The organism is Sinosporangium album (genome assembly GCF_900100605.1).
GTDB classification, from domain to species: Bacteria; Actinomycetota; Actinomycetes; order Streptosporangiales; family Streptosporangiaceae; genus Sinosporangium; species Sinosporangium album.
Genome location: NZ_FNCN01000021.1, coordinates 56,646 through 78,037, shown reverse-complemented (window position 1 = coordinate 78,037; position 21,392 = coordinate 56,646). Strand labels below are relative to the sequence as shown.

The window sequence follows — 21,392 nt, the reverse complement described above, 5'->3', positions numbered from 1 at the left end:
ATCCTCCTTTGCGAATCGGTGATGCCAGGACCCGGCCCACTCTCGGATTCACTGCGCGGCTGTGGCCGAATCGTCCAGGGGCCCGATGCCTCCGACCACCGCGTGCATTCCGCCGTCGGCGTGCAGGACCTCCCCGGTCGTGTACCTGGCCAGGTCGGATAGGAGGAACAGCACCGCACCGGTCACCCGTGTCGGGTCGGTGCGATCCCAACCCAGAGGGGCCCAGCGTTCGTAGTGGTCGGCCAGCTCGCCGAAGTTGCTCACACCGCGAGCAGATACGGTCTCCACCGGTCCGGCGGCCACCAGGTTGACCCGGATGCCTGACGGGCCGAGGTACAAGGCCAGGTATCGCGCGATCGACTCCATCGCCGTCTTGTAGACGCCCATCCAGTCGTAGCCGGGTAGGGCTCGGCTCGTGTCGACGGTCATCCCCACGATCGAGCCGCCGTTCCTGGCCCGCGAGAGTGCGGGTGCGAGTGCGTGCGCCAGTTGCTGAAGCGAGCAGGCCGAGGCGTGAAAGCCCTCCAACGCGCTAGAGACGGGAGTGGTCAGGAAGCGGGAGCCCAGCGCGTCAGCCGGTGCGTAGGCGATGCTGTGGAGTACACCGTCGAGCCGGTCCCAGCCTTCGGCCTCCGCCCCGATCGATCGGATGCTCGTTTCATCGGTCACGTCCAGCTCGAGCACGTCGACCGGCGACGGCAAGAGCTCGGCTGCCTTACGAGCGATCCGAAGAGCGCGGCCGTAGGAGGTCAAGACGACCTGCGCGCCTTCTTTCTGAAGTGCGGCGGCGACGTGCCAGGCGATGGACTCCAGGTTGAGCACACCCGTAACGAGGTACTTCCTGCCGGTGAACAATCCGAGCACCTAGGGTCTCCGTGAGAGCTTTCGGGTGACGGCTACTTCGCGGACTGATCAGAGACGATGCGCTCAGCCAGATCGCCCAGCGTGATGCCGACCAGGTCTCTGCGCGGGATGATCACGCCGAAGTCCCGTTTCACCGCCGTCATCAGGTCCGCGACATCGAGCGAGTCGATGTCGAGTTCGTCGAACCTCGCAGTCCCGGTGAGGAGTTCGTCCTCGACGCCGAGGTCCTTGAGTTCCTTGCAGATGAAGTCCAGAACAGTGGCCGCGATCAAGGACATGTCTCTGTTTGCCTTTCACTCAGACGACGCGGGGCGGAACGGCGGGCGAAGTTCGGTGAATGACGCTGCGACCAGAACCACTGCCGCCAGTAGGCCTCGGCCAGCTCGATCCATGTCTCCAGCCGCTCCCCACTGTTGAGGAAGCGATTCATGCTGACGACCAGCCAGGTGTAGACAGCCTGACTGTCGCGGCAGCCACCGCAGTCTCCGGAGGTGCAGCAGAACTGCAGCGTCTTGTAGTCGGCCCCGTAAACCGCGAATCCATCGATGACGGGATGGCCGTTGAGCATCCGCTGACCGTGCTCAGGGAGCTCGACGCTGATGCTCGGACAGACGTCGTATCCGAATCTGCCGCCCCAATGGGTCCGGCCGGTGATGAGGGCCTCAATGAAGTAGGGATGGGAGACCACGGTCTCCGGGAACATTTCCTTCACCCTGAGTGCCTCGGCCAGAGTCCGCTGCTCGTTCTCGATGCGAAGCGGATTGTCGGTACCGTGCGCGCTGTAGAAGTTGAACGTGACCTGGTTGCCGTTGTCCTCGATCGCGCGCACTGTCGGCTCGACGTACTGCAGGCCTTCCTCAGAGAGCGCGAAAACGAAGGTGACACGCGGATCGTCCCGGTAGTGCTGAAGCGCCTTCTGGAAGAGTCCGGTGAACGTCGAGCCGTTGGGACGGTGGGCCCGCAGATCGTCGTCGAGCGGGCCACCTCCGAAGAGACTGATCGCGACGGCGACGTTCTCGAAGCCCTCACGTGGAAGAGGGCGCAGCCCGTTCGTGGAGATCGTGATGTAGGGCAGCCGCTCCACAAACGGCTTTACCCGGTTCAGCACGAGAGTCGGCTCTCCGCCGATGAGCGTCGCCTGAGTCACCCCGGAGGCATAGAGTTTCTCGACGAAGTCCCTGATCAGCCCGAGGTCCGATGTCTCAGGGACGGCGGCGTCGAAGCCGCCCTCGAAGTACCAGCACCCCTTACATCGGATGTTGCACGTGGTGGTCAAGTGAACCTCGCACGCGCGGACCCGGCGGCCGACGTCGCGGATCACCTGAACTCGTGCGGCGAGGTCAGGCCGAGCAGCGAGCAGTTCCCGCAACTGGGCCTTGGATTGCCGGCGAGCCGGCTCGGGTGGGTTGAGGTGAACCGCCGTCGTGGCCATGGCTCAGACGGCCTCAGGGCCGGGGATCCGCAGCCCAAGATTGGCGATGCGGCGTGAAACAGTCTTCAACCACTGGTTATATGCCTCAGCGTTAGTGGTCTTGCGCAAGCCATACCTGATCGCGAGCTGCGCCCGCTTGGAACGCTGGTTGCCGAAGACCCCGACGAAGGTGGGCCACAGCCGATCGAGCCCGGCCTGCAGCTGCTCCCGACCCTCCTGGCTGGCGGCGAGATTCCTGCACACCCTGGCACCATGGGCAATGTGCACCTTCTCGTCGAGGATGATGGTGCGCACCGCTTCCGCCCACGGTTTGTAGCTGCTTTCGGCAAACTCGCGAATCATCAACAGTGCTGCCTCCTCACCTATATAGGAGTAGATGCCGCGCTCAGCCCAGGTCGTACAGGTGTGCAACCCCTGATCTGCGAACAAGTTGCGGTCCTCCATGGATTGCGTCTCCATGTAGGTCGTGTCGACGCCCAGGTCGGCGAGCACCCTCTTACCGATCTTGTAGTGGTCGTACTCCTCCGCCGCACGCTCGGCACAGACCTGGCGCTCCTCCGCGTTCGGCGCCATGGGGAGGAACATCATGGTGTAGTCGTCGCCGCCGGACAGCTCGCCCTCGGTGTTGATCATCACCTGGCTGATCAAGACCTTTTGATAGTCGTCCGGCGCGCGATGGAATTCCTCCGGAGTTCGCACAACGATGAACTCGTCATCGAGAACTTTCACTTTCATGACACCATCCTGTCCAGCCGGCGGTTCACACACCCATGAAAGATGAGCCGTCCTGATGAAATCGGCGGCAAACTAATAATCCACGCGGTTCCTCGAACCCCATCATCTCCACACCCAAAAGAGGGGCACAATCAGACTTTTGAACTACCACGGAATCCGACTCCGCCTCGAGTGGCGAGACGGCCACCGAGACGGCCACAAGAGAGATCGGCGCAGGCAGTCGAGATCGGACTCTCCACGGCGGATCCCCGGGGACTCACCGATCAGGGGCTCGCCCGTGCTCACATCTGCATGAGTCCAGCGAACGAGGAGCACCACGCGGCCCCGGGAGAGTCGCCTGTCGGCCCGTGCGAGCTCAGGCGAGCAGCCAACGCCGTAAGGCCACGCCACGCTGTGATCATCCGGGCAGGGCTCGACACAGCGCGCATCATACGCGGGCGATTCTCAGGCCGTCGACGACAGCAGACGGGACTCCAAACACTTGCAGCCGGTCAGATGAATGTATGCGGCTATCCCCAACTGTAGCCTCGACTCCAGATCGAGTTTCTTGAGAGCGTTTCCGACGTGGACTTTCACAGTGAACTCTGAAATACCGAGGCGGGACGCGATCTGCCGATTAGAATGACCCAACAGCAGATGCTTCAAGACATCTATCTCCCGATCCCTGAGATCGGGAATCCTCGTCGAGGCCAAGAGTATGGCGTCTGTCTCGGGTGTCTCGGACATGGTAACCACCTCAGATCACGAGTGGACACGGGCTTGCAAGTCATACAACTCGGCGTACAAAATGCCGTCCCCACGCGAGCGGGAACGTCCCGGTGCCCCGACCGGCAAAACGGCCGTCAAGGCTTCAGTGAGGGCAGCCATCACACATTTTCAGAACAATGGTCGAAGAGGTCGACAGCACTCTTGACGCTGCTCTGCCGAGATCCGGTCAGTGTCGGCAATCGAGCACTGTGCGATTCCAATTCAGGACGATCGCCATTGACAGTCCGGCAAGATATTGAGCAGTCGCGCTTAAGTGACGGACGGCGCCACCCTTAACTCACATCGTGTTTCAACGGATATCGCACGGAGAATCACTCCACGCATACGGACCTGGCGATATATGCCGGGCGCCCCGCACAGGGCGTCGACGACACTAGGCAGGTCCGACCGTTATGGAGCAGGAAGCTGAGGCGTCACACCTTAACGGTTGCACATGCCATACGGCCTACACCACTACACCGTCTTCCCAAGAGATCTCTTGGGCCGACAGACTTGCTGACTTCCAGTCACTACAGCAGCAATCGAACAAGATGACGTTAGCAGGACGAAAGGATCGCTTCAATAGGCGAAGATCAAGAGCGTAGCCCGTCTTCGAACAGCACGCGAGCCGATGCACCAAACGCATAATACGGCCGACCACCAGACCGTCACGCTGAGTATTGAAACCTTCCTCCAGAGTGAACATCGGACCATTCCTGCGACACTATTAGACAAGTGCTGCTCGGATTATGGCGAGCGAGGCATCGAGTTTTTCATTCTGCCGCGCACCGCGCCCCGCAGGGAGCCCGAGGTCCACAGCGGAGTCCCGCCGGGAGCCGCTACAACCTGGATGTTCATGCCGTGCCGCCAGCGCTTGCCGGAGTAGCATGGCCGGCCGGCGCCACCCTGTGGCGACTCTATGCCCCCACGCGGCACTGCGTGCCAGCCAGCTCGGGGTGGATCAGGGTCAGCTTCTCAAGAACGTCTTCTCAAGAACGTCGATTCGCTTTTACGCAGCGGCGCCACGTGATTCCGCACGCCAGACGCGACCGCAACTCTTCCCCGACTTCGCGGATCGAGAGCCGAGGGGAGACGCCCTCAGCAGCGCCCGGAGGGTTCACCATGGCAGAAGATGATCTTCATGGGGGTTGAGCGTCCAGATCCCCGCCTTGAACGCGCCGCCACTGGAGGGGCTGCGACACGCCGCGCTGCGGGACCGGTTCGCGGCCGGACCGAGGCCGCCTGTCCCGATCCTGGACGCCCTCCTGGAGCCGCACCGGGAGGGCACGAACCCCTTGATCGTCTCCCAGTTCTCTCCCAGAAATGCGAAAAGCCGCCTCTCCGACTAGGAGAAGCGGCTGTTGAGCTGGGGAAACCGGGTGGGGCTACCAGGACTTGAACCTGGGACCTCTTCCTTATCAGGGAAGCGCTCTAACCGTCTGAGCTATAGCCCCGCATTGCTTGACCCGAACCGTACCGCATCCATGAGCTGGAGGCGAACCGCTTGGCATCGAGGAAAAGCTTACCGCGTCGTGGGACCTGTCGGCGCCATGTGCCGCCCGGTTCGGGGTGTACGGCATGAGCCCGCCGGGCCTATGCCGTACGGCGGGGCGCGGCGGGGCTGAGCGGGCCTGTGCCGTGCCGCAGGGGCCACATCCACCCCATGGGGGCATGCAAAGGCCCCAAGCCCGCTTCACGGGGGGCTTGGGGCCTTGTTCAGAGCCTATTCAGCTTCGCTAAAGGTGACCTCAATGCCGCCGACAAGGTCGGAGGCGAGGTTGTAAATCACGGACCCGAGCGTGGCCAGGGCGGTGATCAAAACGACGTTGACCGCTCCGATGAGGGCGGTATAGCCAAGGATGCGGACGGGTTCGAACCAACTGGCGATGTCGATGCTGCCGACTGTCTTCTTGCCGTCGGCCATGGTGAGGTCGTTGACCGTCTGAACGATCGAGTCAAAGACGCCAACCGTCGAAAGAATCACATAGAGGACGGCGACGGCCACGAAAAGCACGACAAAGCACACCAAGGAGACCACAAAGCTGAACTTCATGGCCGACCACGGCTCGATGCGCCGTAGGACCAGGTGGGCCTTGCGGGGGTTTCGGCCGCCGCCCTTGCCCTTGCCCTTCGACGAACCCGACTTCTTGGAGTCGTCGGTGGCGATAAGAGGCAGGTCGGAAACGGGGTCAATGGTGGAGGTGGCGTCGGACGACCAGGCGCGCTCGCTGCCAGGAGCGGCCGAGGGGCCGTCGCCGCCGCGCGCGCCGGGGGCCGGACGGCCACCGGAGGCCGGTCGGCCGCCACCCGCCGAGGCGCCGCCCGCGGAACCCGCTCCTCCGGACGAGCCGCCGGCACCGCGGGCCGCGGGGCCCGAGGACGCGCCGGGACGCCCGGAGGCGGAAGCCCCGGAGCCGGAGCCGCCCCGGGCGCCGGAAGCGCCCGAGCCCGCGCCCTGGGTGGGCCTGGAGCCGCCGCCGGGCCCGCCTGATCCACCCGGCCCGCCGGGCCCGCCTGATCCACTTGCGCCGCCCGGTCCGCCGGGACCGCTCGCCGCGGGGCGGCCCGCCGCGCCGCCGGAGCCCTGGGCGGGACGGCCCGAGGCCGCGGGCCGGGAACCACCCTGGCCGGGGCGGGGATGCTGTGCGGTGGGCGCGCTCGCGCCGCCGCCACCGCCCCAAGGGTCGGTGGACGAGGCGGACGGACGCACCCTGACCGTCGGGTCACCCTGGTCGTTGTCTCCGCCCGGCTTCTTGCCCCCCTTGGGCTCACCGCTCACCGGAGTGTCGGGCTTTTGAGGCTTGGCGCTGCCACTTCCAGGGGAGTCGACCACCTCGACGACCTCATCTTCCGCATTCTTGTTCTTCTTGTCGGTCACATGGTCACGCGAGGGCGACCTTGTGGAGGCCGGTCGTCTCGGGGGGTTGGAGGTGTCGCCCCCGGATGTGGCCCGCGGACTCATGCCCTATTCTCCCCCGATTCCTCGGCCTCCAACGCCTCTGAGGTTTCCAGAGAGTCGGCGTTTCGGGCGAGGGCCACCACGCTGTCGCCTTCCGCGAGATTCATCAGGCGGACGCCCATGGTCTGGCGACCGGACTGCTTGATCTCTCCCGCGCTGGTGCGGATCACCCCTCCGGCCGACGTGATCGCGAAGATCTCGTCCTCCGGCCTGACCATGACGGCCCCGACCAGCTTGCCACGAGCGCTTACGATCTTGGCGGTGAGCACGCCCTTGCCGCCTCGTCCTTGGACAGGGTACTGCTCTGCGGGGGTCCGCTTGGCATACCCGCCTTCCGTGGCGACGAGCACGTCGTCGCCGTCGGCCATGCGGTTCATGGCGAGCAGTTCGTCGCCCTCCACGAAACGCATGCCGATGACACCGCTTGTGGCCCGTCCCATGGGACGAAGGGCCTCGTCGGAGGCGGTGAAGCGGATCGACTGGGCGCCCTTGGACACCAGGAGCAGGTCGTCGTGCTCGGACACCAGCCTGGCGGCGATGACCTCGTCGTCCTCGCGGAGGTTGATCGCGATGAGGCCGCCCGACCGAGGCGAGTCGTACTCCGACAGCGCCGTCTTCTTCACCAGGCCGCTGCGGGTCGCGAGCACGAGGTACGGAGCGACCTGGTAGTCCCGAAGGTCCAGAACCTCCATGACCGTCTCGTCGGGCTGCATGGCGAGCAGGTTGGCCAGGTGCTGCCCGCGCGCGTCGCGCCCGGAGTCGGGGAGCTCGTATGCCTTCACGCGGTAGACCCGGCCCTTGTTCGTGAAGAACAGCAGCCAGTGGTGGGTCGTGGTGACGAAGAAGTGGTCGACGATGTCGTCCTGCCGGAGCTGCGCCCCGCGCACGCCCTTGCCGCCGCGCTTCTGGGCGCGGTAGAGGTCGGTCCGGGTGCGCTTGGTGTAGCCTCCGCGGGTGATCGTGACGACCATCTCCTCTTCGGCGATGAGGTCCTCGATCGACATGTCGCCGTCGTAGGCGATGATCTCCGTACGGCGGTCGTCCCCGAACTTGGCCACCATCTCGGACAGCTCGTCGCCGACGATCTGCCGCTGGCGCGGCTCGGAGGAGAGGATGTCCTGGTAGTCGGCGATCTGGGCCATGAGCGCGTCGTGCTCATCCTGGATCTGCTGGCGCTCCAGGGCGGCGAGCTTGCGGAGCTGCATGTCCAGGATGGCCTGGGCCTGCACCTCGTCGATCTCCAGCAGCCCCATGAGGCCCTGCTGGGCGGCGGCGGCGGACTCGGAGGCGCGGATGAGCGCGATGACGTCGTCCAGGCGCTCCAAGGCCCGCAGCAGGCCGCTCAGGATGTGAGCCCGCTCCTGGGCCTTGCGCAACAGGTAGCGGGTGCGCCGTACGACGACCTCGATCTGGTGGGCCACGTAGTGGCGCACGAACTGGTCGAGGCGGAGGGTGCGCGGCACGCCGTCGACCAGGGCCAGCATGTTGGCGCCGAAGGTGTCCTGGAGCTGCGTGTGCTTGTAGAGGTTGTTGAGGACGACCTTGGCCACGGCGTCGCGTTTGAGCACGATGACGAGGCGCTGGCCGGCGCGGGAGGAGCTCTCGTCGCGGACGTCGGCGATGCCGGTGACCTTGCCGACCTTGACGAGCTCGGCGATCTTCAGGGCGAGATTGTCCGGGTTGACCTGGTAAGGAAGCTCCGTCACGACCAGGCACTGGCGGCCCTTGGAGTCCTCCTCGACCTCGACGACGGCCCGCATGGTGATCGAGCCGCGGCCGGTGCGGTAGGCGTCCTCGATGCCCCGCCGTCCGACGATCAGCGCGCGGGTCGGGAAGTCCGGCCCCTTGACGCGCGCGATCATCGCCTCAAGCGTCTCCTCGTCGGACGCTTCGGGGTTCTCCAGTGCCCATTTGACGCCTTCGGCCACCTCGCGCAGGTTGTGCGGCGGGATGTTGGTGGCCATGCCGACCGCGATGCCGCCCGACCCGTTGACCAGGAGGTTGGGGAACCTCGCCGGCAGGACCACGGGCTCCTGGGAGCGTCCGTCGTAGTTCGGCTGGAAGTCGACGGTGTCCTTGTCGATGTCGCGCAGCATCTCCATGGCGATGACCGCGAGCTTCGACTCGGTGTAACGCATGGCCGCCGGCGGGTCGTTGCCGGGCGAGCCGAAGTTGCCCTGGCCGTCGACCAGCGGGTAGCGCAGCGACCACGGCTGCGCCAGCCGTACCAGCGAGTCGTAGATCGGCGCGTCGCCGTGGGGGTGGTAGGACCCCATGACGTCTCCCACGACACGCGAGCACTTGAAGTAGCCGCGGTCGGGACGGTAGCCCCCGTCGTACATCGCGTAGAGCACGCGCCTGTGGACGGGTTTGAGGCCGTCACGCACGTCGGGCAGCGCACGGGACACGATGACGGACATCGCGTAGTCCATGTAGCTGCGCTGCATCTCGGACTGGATGTCCCGCGGTTCGATGCGGTCGGTCGGCGGACCAGGCGGAGTGTTGACTTCCGTCACGGGTGTGAGTTCCTTTTCACGCTTGAGTCAGCACGCTGTGGGCGAGTACGGCTACCGCTACACGTCGAGGAAGCGGACATCCCGCGCGTTTCTGATGATGAACGCCCTGCGCGCTTCGACGTCCTCTCCCATGAGAACGCTGAACATTTCGTCGGCCTGTGCCGCGTCGTCGAGGGTCACCTGCAGCAGGAGCCGGGTGTCGGGGTTCATGGTGGTGTCCCAGAGCTGCCCGGCGTTCATCTCGCCGAGACCCTTGAAGCGCTGCACGTTGTCGCGGGGGCGAGGGTCGGGCTTGCCGCCCTCGATGCCCGCCTTGATGATCGCGTCGCGTTCGCGATCGGAGTAGGCGTAGCTCGCGTCCTCTCCCTTGCGGTCCCACTTGATCTTGTAGAGGGGAGGCTGGGACAGGTAGACGTGGCCGGCCTCGATGAGCGGGCGCATGAAGCGGAACAGCAGCGTCAGCAGCAGCGTGGTGATGTGCTGGCCGTCGACGTCGGCGTCGGCCATCAGGATGATCTTGTGATAGCGGAGCTTGGTGATGTCGAACTCGTCGTGCACACCCGTGCCCATGGCCGTGATCAGCGCCTGGACCTCGGTGTTCTGCAGGACCTTGTCGATCCTGGCCTTCTCCACATTGAGGATCTTGCCGCGGATCGGAAGGATCGCCTGAAAACGCGAGTCGCGGCCGCCCTTGGCGGAGCCGCCCGCCGAGTCACCCTCGACGATGTAGAGCTCGCACTTCTCCGGGTCGCTCCACTGGCAGTCGGCCAGCTTGCCCGGCAGGCCGCTGCCGGACTCCAGCAGCGACTTGCGGCGGGTCAGGTCGCGTGCCTGGCGTGCCGCGATGCGGGCCCGCGACGCCTGGAGGGCCTTGCTGATGATCTCCTTGGCCTCGCCGGGGTTGCGCTCGAACCAGTCGCGCAGGTGGTCGTTGCACGCCTTCTGCACGAACGACTTGGCCTCGGTGTTGCCGAGTTTGGTCTTCGTCTGGCCCTCGAACTGCGGGTCGGCGAGCTTGACCGAGATGATGGCGGTAAGCCCCTCGCGGATGTCCTCACCCGCCAGGTTGTCGTCCTTGCCCTCCTTGAGGAACTTCTGCTCGCGGGCGTAGCGGTTGACGATCGAGGTCAGCGCCGCGCGGAACCCCTCCTCGTGGGTGCCGCCCTCCGCCGTGTTGATCGTGTTGGCGAAGGTGTAGACCGACTCGGAGTATGAGCCGTTCCACTGCATGGCGATCTCAACGGCGATGCCCTCGCCCTGCGCCTCGAAGTCGATGACGGAGGCGTGGACGGGCTCCTTCTTCGAGTTGATGTGGGTGACGAAGTCGGAAATGCCGCCCTCGTAGTAGTAAGTCACCACGTTCGGTTCGCCGTTGACGTGGTCCGGCCGCTCGTCGCGCAGCCTGATCGTCAGGCCCTTGTTGAGGAACGCCATCTCCTGGAACCTGCGGGACAGCGTCTCGAAGTTCCACGTGGTGGTCTCGAAGATGGTGCCGTCGGCCCAGAACGTGATCGACGTGCCGGTTTCGCTGGTGGACTCGCCCTTGAGGAGCGGGCCGGTCGGCCTGGAGTGGTCGTAGGACTGGCGCCAGTAATGCCCGTCGGTGCGGATCTCCACCTCAAGGGTGGTGGACAGCGCGTTGACGACCGAGACGCCCACGCCGTGGAGACCACCGGAGACGGCGTAGGACTTGCTGTCGAACTTGCCGCCCGCGTGGAGCACCGTGAGCACGACCTCGACCGCCGGACGCCCCTCGGCCGGCACGATGCCGACCGGGATGCCCCGCCCGTTGTCGACGACGCGCACGCCGTTGTCCGCCAGAAGCGTGACCTCGATGGTGTCGCAGTAGCCCGCCAGGGCCTCGTCGACCGAGTTGTCCACAACCTCGTAGACGAGGTGGTGGAGACCGCGTTCGCCCGTGGAACCGATGTACATACCAGGGCGCTTACGAACCGCCTCGAGTCCTTCAAGGACGGTGATAGAGCTAGCGTCGTAGGACAAGTGCGAAATCCTCCTGCCGCGGACACGCGGCGGGGCACACGTTTCCACGCATTGCCCCTACCATGCCCGTCACCGTCGTGAATGCCCTGCTGCGATCACCCGGGGGAGTTCGGCTCACACGCCGGGGGTGACACGCAAGTGGACGTGTCCGGAATCCAGATTCATTCTACCGGCTCCGAGCCCCCGCGGGGGCATTGAACGCGTCTGTGATGGCCTGTCGGGCGATGACCCCCCTTTCGAGGGTCCCCCCACCGGTTGGGGGGTCATCGCCTCAGGTGCCCTCTGATCGGTTCCGGCCAGCCCTTGGCTGGGTTTTCGGCCTGTACGGCAAAGCCCTGCGTACGGCGGCCTCCGCCGTACGCCGCGCACATGCGTGAATCAGCCGTATGTGTCCCGGGGACCACGGCTGCCGGTGACCCTCAACCCGCCCGACGGACGTGGCCCGTTTTGTGGGCCTTTGACACGGACACGCTGGACTGTGCCCTCGCCGAGCTCCTCGTTCAGCCTCCGGACCAGCGTCGGAGCCAGCAGTCGGACCTGCGTCGCCCAGGCGGTCGAGTCGGCGGCCACGACCACCTCGCCCTCGACGAAACTCTCCGGTTTCGTGTGAGCCGCCAGGTCGACCCCGACAATCTCCCCCCACCTACCAAAAACACCGCCTACCGCCGCAGACCGCTCCCATCCCCGGAAGGCCAGCAGCTCCATGATCGCCCGGCCGAACGGCTGCGGATCGCTCGCATCCCGCCGGGCGCCCGGAGCGCGGCGGCGCGGCTCGCGGCGCGGCAACTGGCCGCGTTTGGCGGCATCGGCCTTGGCCTGGGCGAGCTTCTCCCGAGCCAGGGCGGCCCCCCGGGCCGCGGTGGCCTGGGGATTGGCGTCAGCGGACACGGGCCACTCCCCCTTCAGCGACGTCGAACCAGGCGCCGGTCAGCTCGGCCGGCACGTCCTCGGCCACGGCCGCGGTGATCAACACCTGCTCGGCCGGGGCCACGATCTCGGCGAGTCGGCGGCGGCGGTGGCTGTCCAGCTCGGCGAACACATCATCCAAGATCAACACAGGGTCTCCGTCGTCGGCGCGCAGCAGCTCGAACGCCGCGAGCTTCAACGCCAGGGCAAACGACCACGACTCGCCGTGACTCGCGTATCCACGCGCCGGCATGTCCCCCAGGCTCAGCAGCAGATCGTCACGGTGCGGGCCGACAAGCGTCACACTGCGCTCCAACTCCGCCTGACGCACCTCAAGCAAGCGGGCGCGCAGCAACTCGGCCAGCACGGCCCGATCCACAGATTTCCCCAGCCCTGTGGATAACCCGTGCGCACCCGGAACCCCGTCGCCGTCGCGATCCGCGTCCCCATCGGGGGGCCCACCTGTGGACAACGTGCTGCGATAGACCAGGTCAGCGGCGGCGGACGACGGCGCGAGCGCCGCATAGGCACCGGCCACCAGCGGGCGCAGCGCCTCCACCAGCTCCAACCGCGCCGCCAGCAACTCCGCACCGTGCGCCGCGAGATGCGCGTCCCACACCTCAAGCGTGCTCAACACGTCGCCCGCGCCCGCCGCCGAGAACGCCGCCTCCGCCTCTGCCCTGCGCCGCCCCGGCGGCCCACCGCGCCGGGCGGCGGCAGCCGTACGCAGCAGGGCCCCACGCTGCTTCAACACCCTGTCGTAGTCGGCCCGGACCCCGGCGAACCGCGGCGCACGAGCCACCAGCAGGTCGTCCAGGAACCGCCTGCGCTCCGCCGGATCGCCCTTGACCAGCGCCAGGTCCTCCGGAGCGAACAGCACGCTGCGCAGCAGGCCGAGCGTGTCGCGCGGCCGCGCGATCGGCGCACGGTTGAGCCGCGCCCGATTGGCCCGTCCCGGGTTGATCTCCAACTCGATCAGCGCCCGCCGATCGTCACGCACGATCAACGCGCGGACGATCGCCCGCGCCGCGCCCTGCCGTACGAGCGGAGCGTCGCCCGCCACGCGATGGCTGGAATGGCTCGCCACATAGCCAACCGCCTCGACCAGATTGGTCTTGCCCTGCCCGTTCGGCCCGACGAAAGCGGTGACGCCCGGTTCGAGCGCGACCTCCGCCGAGGCATAGGACCGGAAGTCGGTCAGGGACAGGTGGGCGACGTGCATCCCACGAACCTTAGTGCGCCTCGCAGGTCACCGCAGTAACCCCAGTTGCCGATCACACCCCGCCCCACCTGGGCCGCGATCACGCCATCGCAGCTCGCGGCCCCGGAAAAACCGGCGCAGGAAAACTCAGGCGGCCCCGCCCGGCGGGGGTGCCGCCCCCTCGCCGGATGTGGCGGAAGTCACAGCGTGACCGCCGAACTGCTGGCGCAGTGCGGCCACCATCTTCATCGCCGGGGAGTCCTCCTGGCGCGATGCGAAACGGGCGTAGAGGGCGGCGGTGATGACCGGCAGCGGGACCGCGTGGTCGACGGCGGCCTGGACGGTCCAGCGGCCCTCTCCGGAGTCCTGAGCGTAACCACGGAGCTGCGTCAGCTCGGGGTCGTCCTCCAGGGCCCGGACGAGCAGATCGAGCAGCCAGGACCGGATCACCGTGCCGTGCCGCCAGCTCTTGAACGCCCCCGCCACATCGGTGACCACGTCGGCCGCTTCAAGCAGCTCCCAGCCTTCCGCGAATGCCTGCATCATCCCGTATTCAATGCCGTTGTGGACCATCTTCGCGAAATGGCCCGCACCTACGGCACCGGCGTGGACGAAACCGTCGGGCCCCTCCGGCTTGAGGGTCTCGAACACCGGCATCAGCCGCTGAATGTGCGCCGCGTCGCCGCCCGCCATCAGCGCATAACCATTTTCCAGGCCCCAAACGCCGCCGCTCACCCCGACATCCACAAAACCGACACCCTTGGCACCGAGCTCCCCCGCGTGCCGCTGATCGTCGACGTAGTGCGAATTGCCGCCGTCGATGATCACATCGTCGCGGTCGAGCAACTCACCGAGCTCCGCCACCGTCGCCCGCGTCGGCTCCCCCGCCGGCACCATGACCCAGACCGCACGCGGTGCCTCAAGCCGGTCCACCAGCTCCTTCAGCGTCCCCACATCGCTGATGGAGGGGTCTCTGTCGTAGCCGACCACCTCATGACCGCCGCGCCGCAGGCGCTCGGCCATGTTGCCGCCCATCTTGCCGAGCCCGACCATGCCGATCCGCATCAGAACTCCCCCTCATGTGTGGGTTCCATCATCGAACATTGTTCATTCGGCGGGTGAGCCCGGGCGGGGTTTCCCAAAGCCGACCGGAGGCCATCGGAGTCGGTCGGAGCCGACCGGAACCGACTGGAGGCGGGCGGACCGGGCGTGCCTCCGCCGATCCGGCTAGCTGGAAAGGCGGATCGGCATGATCAGGTAGCGGTAATCCTCAGGACCATCGTTATCCACAGGCTTTCCACCGGTGAGAATGGCGGGCTTGGTGGCCGTGGTGAAGTTCAGACGCGCCACGTCGGAGTCGATCGCGCCGAGCCCCTCAAGCAGGAATTGGTGGTTGAAGGCGATGTTGATGTCGTCGCCCTCGAAGTCGACCGGCAGCACCTCGACGGCCTGCGCCTCGTCACCGCTGCCCGCCTCAAGCACGACCTCGCCGCCCCGGAAGGCCAACCGCACCGGAGTGTTCCGCTCGGCGACCAGCGCGACACGCTTCACCGCCTCGACGAACGACCCCGTGGGAAGATCCGCCCGCGCCGAGAACTCCGTCGGCAGCAGCGAACGGTATTTCGGGAACTCCGGGTCCAGCAGGCGGGTCGTCGTGCGCCGCCCCGCACTCGTGAACCCGATCATGCCTTCGCCCTTGCCCCCGGTGGAGCTGAGCGCGATCTCCACCTCGGCGCCCGTCGACCCCAGGGCCTTGGCCGTGTCGTTCAACGTGCGGCCGGGGATCATCGCGATCGTCGAGAAGTCGGACTGGCCCGGCTGCCATGTCAACTCGCGGACCGCGAGACGGTAGCGGTCGGTCGCCGCCAGCGTCACCGTGTCGCCCTCGATCTCCATGCGGACACCGGTCAGCATCGGCAGGGTCTCGTCCTTGCCGGCCGCCACCGCCACCTGCGCCACCGCCGACGCGAACACATCGCTCCCCACCCGGCCCGCGGCCGGCGGCATCGTCGGCAGCGACGGGTAGTCCTCCACAGGCATCGTCAACAGGGTGAACCTGGCGCTCCCACAGGTCACCACCGCCTTCGCGCCGTCCACCACGACATCCACAGGCTGTGCGGGAAGCGCGCGAGTGATCTCGGCCAGCAGCTTCCCCGACACCAGGACAACGCCGGGCTCACCGCTCTGCAGCTCAAGCGTCACCTCGGCGGAGACCTCGTAGTCGAAACCCGACAACTTCAGCCTCTGCTCACCAGTGACCTCAAGCCGCATCCCAGCCAACACCGGCACCGACGGACGCGCGGGAAGGCTGCGCGCAGTCCACGCGACCGCCTCGGCGAGCACGTCCCGGTCGACCCTGAACATCACGTTGATCCGCCTCCTGGATGTATCACTTGTGCTTGTGATCGCGTTCGTCTCGGCCGACGTGCGGCCGGGGCGGCGCGCTCACCCGCCTGCCTATGGTCGCATCCACCCGCTCGGACCGCCGGACCGACGGGCAGCGTCCCCAACCTTTTGGCCAACAGCTTTCCGCGGGTCACCGGATGCCCAAGGATGCCAGATGTCCAGCCGGGACATCGCCGGACCTGCCCGATCGGCATAAAGACCGAACCCCCACCCCAGCATGCCTGTGGGCAACGGGCGACGCGGGCACCCGTTGCCGCCCCGGGCGCCCGTGCGGCTGCGGACGCCCGGGGCGGCAACGCGGCACCTGGCCGACGACAAGCGGTGGAACCAAGGTCGGCTCGGCATCCCTCGTCCCCATGGAGGGGGAATCTGTGGACAGTCAGCAGAAAATTGGATGAGTGAGATCCATTTGACCGGGGAAGCATCCACATCACGAGCACTGCTGTGCATAAGCGCGCCCAGCCTCTCCTCGTTGCCTGTGGGTTTCCGCGAGGGTCAGCGGACCCGAGCTTCCGTTCGGCGCGAAGCCCTTCTTTTGCTCTTGAGCCCCTTAGTAGAGAGAAGTGAAGTCATCACAGTAGGGGCTGTGGATAATGTGGAAAACCAACGTTTCCCCAGGTCGTTAGGCGTTGCGTCATCCACCGTGACTGTGGGTAACCGCTGTGGGCAACTCGACGCTCTGTGGATGGTCAAAACTTACACACAGGCCGTCCACAGAAAGTGGTCCCGTCATCCACCGATGATGCGGGGTTATCCACAGGTTATCCACAGGTTATCCACAGAGCTGCGGAGTCCGTTTTGGGGGGCTCGAAGGGCTGTACACAGGCCATCCACAGCTTGTCCACAACATATCCACAAGTTATCCCCAGGTTATCCACGGACTTATCCACATGGTGTTGATAGCCCGCGACCAGTCCAGACGTTCGCTCGACCTGCGGCCGAGCGAGACCGTCGCCGATGCCGTCGCGACACCCGGATGGGGAAGGTCGCAGATGGCCCTGAGGAGTAGAGACGTCACCCTTTGCGACTGAAGGAGGGTGGTTATCCCCAATGATCCACAGTGTTATCCACAGGCTGTGTATCAAAAACGGGGCAAACTCATACGCCGCCGCGGGCCTGCTGCTTGATTCGGCCCGTCAGCTCGTTGACCTGGTTGTAGATCGAGCGGCGCTCCGCCATCAAGGAGCGGATCTTGCGGTCCGCGTGCATGACGGTCGTGTGATCACGACCGCCGAACTGCTGCCCGATCTTGGGCAGGGACATGTCGGTGAGCTCGCGGCACAGATACATGGCGATCTGCCGGGAGGTCACCAGCACCCGGGAGCGTGACCCTCCGCAGAGGTCGTCGATGGAGATCCCGAAGTACGCGGCGGTCTGCGCCATGATCGTGGCGACGGTGATTTCGGAGTCCGCGTCCTCGGTGATGAGGTCCTTGAGCACGATCTCTGTGAGCTGCAGGTCGACCGACTGCCTGTTGAGGTTCGCGAACGCGGTGACCCGGATCAGGGCGCCTTCCAGCTCGCGGATGTTGGTGGAGATACGGCTGGCGATGTATTCGAGCACCTCGGGCGGTGCGGCCAGCCCCTCCTGGATCGCCTTCTTCCTCAGGATCGCGATCCGGGTCTCCAGCTCAGGCGGCTGCACATCTGTGATCAAACCCCACTCGAACCGGTTGCGCAAGCGATCTTCCAGGGTGCTGAGCTGCTTCGGCGCCCGGTCACTGGAGATCACGATCTGCTTGTTCGCGTTGTGCAGCGTGTTGAAGGTGTGGAAGAACTCCTCCTGCGTCTGCTCCTTGCCCTCAAGGAACTGGATGTCGTCCACAAGCAGGATGTCCACAGCGCGGTACCGGCTGCGGAACCCGTCGGCCTTGTGGTCGCGGATGGAGTTGATGAAGTCATTCGTGAACTCCTCGGAGCTCACGTAGCGGACACGGGCGCCGTCGTAGAGGCTCTGCGCATAGTGGCCGATGGCATGCAGCAGGTGAGTCTTCCCCAGCCCGGAATCGCCGTAGATGAACAGCGGGTTGTACGCCTTCGCCGGCGCTTCCGCCACGGCCACCGCGGCGGCGTGGGCGAAACGGTTGCTCGACCCGATAACAAACGTGTCGAACGTGTACTTCGGATTCAGTCGCGCCGGCTCCCCCTGCCGGGCGGAGCCGCCGCTCCGGCCGTCCCAGCGGTTCGACGACTGCGGAGGCTGCGGCTGCGGCTGTGCGGGACGGTCGAAACCATCGGCGTCCTGGGCGCCCTTGTGCATTTGGGGGGACTCGCCGTACTGCTGGGGCCCCTCGCCGTACGGCGGAAACGCGTTGGGCTGTCCAGGACGGCCAGGTCCCGACGGGGCCTGCTCGGAGAAGCCCTCGTTTCGGTAGGGCTGCTGTCCACCCTCGTAAGGAAAGGGACGCGGGGACTGCCCCTGTGGATAATCTGTGGACAGTGGAGGGGGAACCACCTTGGGAAGGTAGGGCTGCTGACCCCCGGAACCCTTCCTGAGCTGGGAAGACGATCCCTGTGAGTAGCCCTGTGGGTTATCCCCAGACTGGGGATAACCCTGTTGTGGATTCTGGGGATAAGGCTCCTGCCTGCTCCCCGCCTCGTCCGCCCCGGCCAGCGGGTCGACCATCACGGCCACCCGCATCTGATGCCCGAACTCCTGCGACAGCGCATGAGCGATGAGCGGGCGAAGCTTGCTCTCCAGGACGTCCTTGGCGAAGTCATTGGGAGCGGTGAGGACCACGGTGTCGTTGACCAGCCCGAACGGCCGCGTCAGCGCAAGCCAGGCACGCTGTTGATCCGGAACGTTCCCGTCGAGGAAGTTCTCCCGAGCCCGCGCCCACACGGCGCCGAGATCGACACCATCCATGGCTCGGCCACCTTCCTCCATGCCGCGGCCCCCCGCGATCGTTTATCCACACCCAACCCCCGTCGGCGCCACCCGACAAGGCCGGAAAACCCACACGTCCACAGGCGGGCAAGGCAACGATCTCCTCTGGAGATCCACAGTCCATCCACATGTTGTGCACAGGCAGTCACTCGCGGCTCCTGCGACAATCCGCTGGCAGAGGGAATCTTCCGAAGGGCTGACACTAGTCGTGTGCACAACCGCCTTCAAGACGTTGTCCACAGCCTAGGGCAGCCCTGAGGGCCGTGAGTGCACATCCTGTGGATGGCCCGACGCCTGTAGATAACCCACCTGTGGAAACAGTGGATAACTTCTCCGATACGGCTGGCGCCCCCGCCCCCGCGCACCCTCACCGCGCCCCACCCCACCCCCGCGCTCCCACCGCCGTATCTCGGTTCGGCCACGATCCCGCCCGGCTTCGAGTGTCTCGTGCGTATGGCCCGTTGATGCGTCTTTGCTCTTGCGGCCGATCCGGCCCCTGGTGCCCGCCGCACGCTCGGTCGAGTTCGGGACTTCGGCCGGATGGTCGCTCCGAGCTGGGGAAGACCGATGGATGGGCTGTGGGGCTTGAGATCCGGGGGTTCGGAACGAGCGAGATGAGTTGGAATTCCGACCTAACTCCCCAGGGCCGGTGTGGCGGAAGAGGTGGAGAAGGGGGCGGCCGGCGGTGGGTGGCGGGGCCGTACGGCGACGTCTGGTTTGACCTGAAGCACGTGTCGCCCGTAACGTACGACGGTCGGCTTGTCACTCGGCGGGACTTCCGCATGCCCTCGCGGGCCTGGCAAGCCTCCCGTGTGTAGAGGCGTCTTGACCACAAGACGCGCCCTGAAGCCTGGAGCCCACTCGTGAGCAAGCGTACTTTCCAGCCGAACAACCGTCGCCGCGCGAAGACCCACGGCTTCCGGCTGCGCATGCGCACCCGAGCCGGCCGGGCCATCCTGGCCGCCCGTCGCCGTAAGGGTCGCGAGACCCTGTCCGCCTGACGGTCTTCCGGTTACCCGGGTCAAATTTCATCGGTTGTCGCCCGCCGGGTCGGTCCCGGCGGGCGATAGCCGTACCCGCCCTGATCCTTCTGAGAAGGTCCACTCGTGCTACCGCGCGGCTCCCGTATGAGACGGGGGGAGGATTTCTCGGCCGCTGTCCGTAAGGGCGGCCGGGTAGGTCGGCCTACCCTGGTGGCGCACCTACGGCTACGCGATGACGTTGACCAACCGGCTTTGGTGGGGTTTGTCGTGAGCCGTGCCGTAGGCGGGGCTGTGGATAGGAACAAGGTCAAACGTCGTCTGCGCCACTTGATGCGTGACCGCCTTGAGCAGCTCCCGCGAGGTAGCCTGCTTGTTGTACGCGCCAATCCACCGGCCGCGTCCGCGCGCAGCGAGCGCCTCGCCGTCGAACTCGATGCCGCGCTCGATCGCTTACTCAGGCGGCGAGGGTCTGGTCGGCAGACCCCGAGGGATGGACATTGATGATGGAGGCGCAGCACACGCCGGGACTCGGAGCAAGGGTCCTGATTGGTCCGATCAAGTTCTACCGGGCCTTCATAAGCCCTTTGCTCGGACCGCGCTGCCGCTTCTACCCTTCGTGCAGTGCCTATGGGCTTGAGGCGATTGCCGTACACGGCCCACTGCGCGGGTCATGGCTGACAGTCCGGAGAATCGGGCGTTGCCACCCATTCCATCCCGGAGGTTTTGACCCGGTGCCCCCAAGCCTGGTCCGGTCTCACGAAAAGCAAGGGAGCTAGCTCAGTGGAGCTGTCCTGGCTGAACTGGCTTTATACAGCCGTCGCGCAAGTCATCACCTGGATTCACCAGGGCTACAGCACCTTCCTTGCGAAGGACAGTGGGCTCAACTGGGCGTTGACCATCATCACACTGACCGTGCTGATGCGTCTGCTGATCTTCCCGCTCTTCCTGAAGCAGATGCGGTCTTCGAAGAAGATGCAGGAGCTTGCGCCCAAGGTTCAGGAGATCCGGAAGCGCTATAAGAACGACAAACAGCGCATGAACCAGGAGGTCATGCGCGTCTACCAGACGGCCGGCGCCAACCCCCTCGGTGGCTGTCTGCCCATCGTGGCGCAGTTCCCGATCTTCATCTCGATGTTCACCGTGCTGAACGCCATGGCACACGGTGAGGTCAAGTTCGGGATGACCAAGGAGCTGGTCGACAGCGCCCGGGCCGCGCACATTCTCGGCGCCCCCATTCCGGCGACGTTCTTCACCAGCTCGGCGGACATCGAGGCGTTGGACGCCGTCCCGCTGCAGACGAAGATTGTGCTGGCCGTCTTCGTGGCGATCAGTTCGCTGACGACCTTCCTCACCGTCCGGCAGAGCGTGACCCGCTCGATTCAGCAGATGCCGGACAACCCGATGGCACAGCAGCAGAAGATTTTGATGTATCTGTCGCCGCTGTTTGCCGTCTTCAGCTTGAACTTCCCGCTGGGCCTGATCCTCTACTGGGTGACGACGAACCTGTGGACGCTGGGCCAGCAGCACTGGTTCTACAGCCGCAACCCGATGCCTCAGTTCGACGACAAGGGCAGGGTGATTCCCGTCGAGCCGAAGCCCGGCCTGCTGAGCAAGGTGTTCAAGGGCGGCAAGCAGCCCGAGCCTGAGCCCGAGCCCGAGCCGAAGCCCAAGATGGTCAGGCAGCAGCCCACCCGACAGCCCCGCAGCAAGCGCACGGGTAGCAAGAAGTCGTAGCCAGGGTCTCTCGACCCGCCAG

Annotated in this window: 18 protein-coding genes, 1 tRNA gene and 1 pseudogene; 5 read left to right on the top strand and 15 right to left on the bottom strand. The window is 65.8% G+C overall.

Annotated features, from left to right (window positions below):
* Nucleotides 1-48 precede the first annotated feature (48 nt).
* The 6 genes and pseudogenes from fabI to BLQ73_RS34185 form a co-directional block, all read right to left on the bottom strand.
* Nucleotides 49-864: an enoyl-ACP reductase FabI gene (fabI, locus tag BLQ73_RS21010; RefSeq protein ID WP_093172481.1), complete on the bottom strand. Its 816-nt coding sequence runs from the start codon at nucleotides 862-864 to the stop codon at nucleotides 49-51.
* Nucleotides 865-896: 32 nt separating this feature from the next.
* Complete coding sequence (locus BLQ73_RS21005) at nucleotides 897-1,142, bottom strand: acyl carrier protein (protein ID WP_093172479.1); 246 nt, start codon at nucleotides 1,140-1,142, stop codon at nucleotides 897-899.
* The gene (locus BLQ73_RS21000; RefSeq protein ID WP_093172477.1) at nucleotides 1,133-2,296 is read right to left on the bottom strand and encodes a radical SAM family protein; all 1,164 of its coding nucleotides are present in this window, start codon (nucleotides 2,294-2,296) and stop codon (nucleotides 1,133-1,135) included. Before BLQ73_RS21000 ends, BLQ73_RS21005 begins: the two co-directional genes overlap by 10 nt.
* Before the next feature lie 3 nt (nucleotides 2,297-2,299).
* Complete coding sequence (locus BLQ73_RS20995) at nucleotides 2,300-3,031, bottom strand: Phenylacetic acid catabolic protein (protein WP_093172475.1); 732 nt, start codon at nucleotides 3,029-3,031, stop codon at nucleotides 2,300-2,302.
* A gap of 444 nt (nucleotides 3,032-3,475) precedes the next feature.
* Entirely contained in the window at nucleotides 3,476-3,757 is a 282-nt protein-coding gene (locus BLQ73_RS20990; RefSeq protein WP_093172551.1) for a response regulator transcription factor, read from the bottom strand.
* Between the two features lie 807 nt (nucleotides 3,758-4,564).
* Nucleotides 4,565-4,678 (bottom strand): annotated as a pseudogene (locus BLQ73_RS34185) (IS5/IS1182 family transposase); the annotation flags it as partial.
* Between the two features lie 248 nt (nucleotides 4,679-4,926).
* Here BLQ73_RS34185 and BLQ73_RS20980 point away from each other — a divergent pair.
* Nucleotides 4,927-5,127, top strand: a complete 201-nt coding sequence (locus BLQ73_RS20980) for a hypothetical protein (protein WP_093172471.1) — start codon at nucleotides 4,927-4,929, stop codon at nucleotides 5,125-5,127.
* A 31-nt stretch (nucleotides 5,128-5,158) separates the two neighbouring features.
* Here BLQ73_RS20980 and BLQ73_RS20975 read toward each other — a convergent pair.
* The 9 genes from BLQ73_RS20975 to dnaA form a co-directional block, all read right to left on the bottom strand.
* Nucleotides 5,159-5,232, bottom strand: a tRNA-Ile gene (locus BLQ73_RS20975).
* A gap of 269 nt (nucleotides 5,233-5,501) precedes the next feature.
* Nucleotides 5,502-5,972, bottom strand: a complete 471-nt coding sequence (locus tag BLQ73_RS35045) for a DUF3566 domain-containing protein (RefSeq protein WP_093172549.1) — start codon at nucleotides 5,970-5,972, stop codon at nucleotides 5,502-5,504.
* Nucleotides 5,973-6,736: 764 nt separating this feature from the next.
* Nucleotides 6,737-9,253, bottom strand: coding sequence for a DNA gyrase subunit A (gyrA, locus tag BLQ73_RS20965; RefSeq protein ID WP_093172469.1), 2,517 nt, complete (start codon nucleotides 9,251-9,253; stop codon nucleotides 6,737-6,739).
* 57 nt (nucleotides 9,254-9,310) lie between these two features.
* The gene (gene gyrB / locus BLQ73_RS20960) at nucleotides 9,311-11,254 is read right to left on the bottom strand and encodes a DNA topoisomerase (ATP-hydrolyzing) subunit B (RefSeq protein WP_093172467.1); all 1,944 of its coding nucleotides are present in this window, start codon (nucleotides 11,252-11,254) and stop codon (nucleotides 9,311-9,313) included.
* A gap of 378 nt (nucleotides 11,255-11,632) precedes the next feature.
* Nucleotides 11,633-12,142 carry a DciA family protein gene (locus BLQ73_RS20955; RefSeq protein WP_245691228.1) on the bottom strand — a complete coding sequence of 170 codons (510 nt, stop codon included), beginning with the start codon at nucleotides 12,140-12,142 and terminating at the stop codon, nucleotides 11,633-11,635.
* A complete protein-coding gene (recF, locus tag BLQ73_RS20950) occupies nucleotides 12,132-13,382 on the bottom strand; it encodes a DNA replication/repair protein RecF (RefSeq protein WP_093172465.1) in 1,251 nt (416 codons plus the stop codon). The genes BLQ73_RS20955 and recF overlap by 11 nt, the downstream gene beginning before the upstream one ends.
* 126 nt (nucleotides 13,383-13,508) lie before the next feature.
* Nucleotides 13,509-14,426, bottom strand: coding sequence for a phosphogluconate dehydrogenase (NAD(+)-dependent, decarboxylating) (gene gnd / locus BLQ73_RS20945; protein WP_176955575.1), 918 nt, complete (start codon nucleotides 14,424-14,426; stop codon nucleotides 13,509-13,511).
* A gap of 162 nt (nucleotides 14,427-14,588) precedes the next feature.
* Nucleotides 14,589-15,728: a DNA polymerase III subunit beta gene (dnaN, locus tag BLQ73_RS20940; protein WP_093172460.1), complete on the bottom strand. Its 1,140-nt coding sequence runs from the start codon at nucleotides 15,726-15,728 to the stop codon at nucleotides 14,589-14,591.
* Nucleotides 15,729-16,865: 1,137 nt separating this feature from the next.
* Nucleotides 16,866-18,632, bottom strand: a complete 1,767-nt coding sequence (gene dnaA, locus BLQ73_RS20935; protein ID WP_093172458.1) for a chromosomal replication initiator protein DnaA — start codon at nucleotides 18,630-18,632, stop codon at nucleotides 16,866-16,868.
* Nucleotides 18,633-19,516: 884 nt separating this feature from the next.
* On the opposite strand from dnaA, the gene rpmH reads away from it, so the two are divergent.
* The 4 genes from rpmH to yidC all read left to right on the top strand — a co-directional run bounded on the left by rpmH (nucleotide 19,517) and on the right by yidC (nucleotide 21,370).
* Nucleotides 19,517-19,654 carry a 50S ribosomal protein L34 gene (rpmH, locus tag BLQ73_RS20930; RefSeq protein ID WP_093172456.1) on the top strand — a complete coding sequence of 46 codons (138 nt, stop codon included), beginning with the start codon at nucleotides 19,517-19,519 and terminating at the stop codon, nucleotides 19,652-19,654.
* A gap of 105 nt (nucleotides 19,655-19,759) precedes the next feature.
* On the top strand, nucleotides 19,760-20,137 hold the full coding sequence (gene rnpA / locus BLQ73_RS20925) for a ribonuclease P protein component (RefSeq protein ID WP_093172454.1): 378 nt from the start codon (nucleotides 19,760-19,762) through the stop codon (nucleotides 20,135-20,137).
* Nucleotides 20,137-20,412, top strand: a complete 276-nt coding sequence (gene yidD / locus BLQ73_RS20920) for a membrane protein insertion efficiency factor YidD (RefSeq protein WP_218125946.1) — start codon at nucleotides 20,137-20,139, stop codon at nucleotides 20,410-20,412. Before rnpA ends, yidD begins: the two co-directional genes overlap by 1 nt.
* 4 nt (nucleotides 20,413-20,416) lie before the next feature.
* Nucleotides 20,417-21,370 carry a membrane protein insertase YidC gene (gene yidC, locus BLQ73_RS20915; protein WP_093172452.1) on the top strand — a complete coding sequence of 318 codons (954 nt, stop codon included), beginning with the start codon at nucleotides 20,417-20,419 and terminating at the stop codon, nucleotides 21,368-21,370.
* Nucleotides 21,371-21,392: the final 22 nt, after the last annotated feature.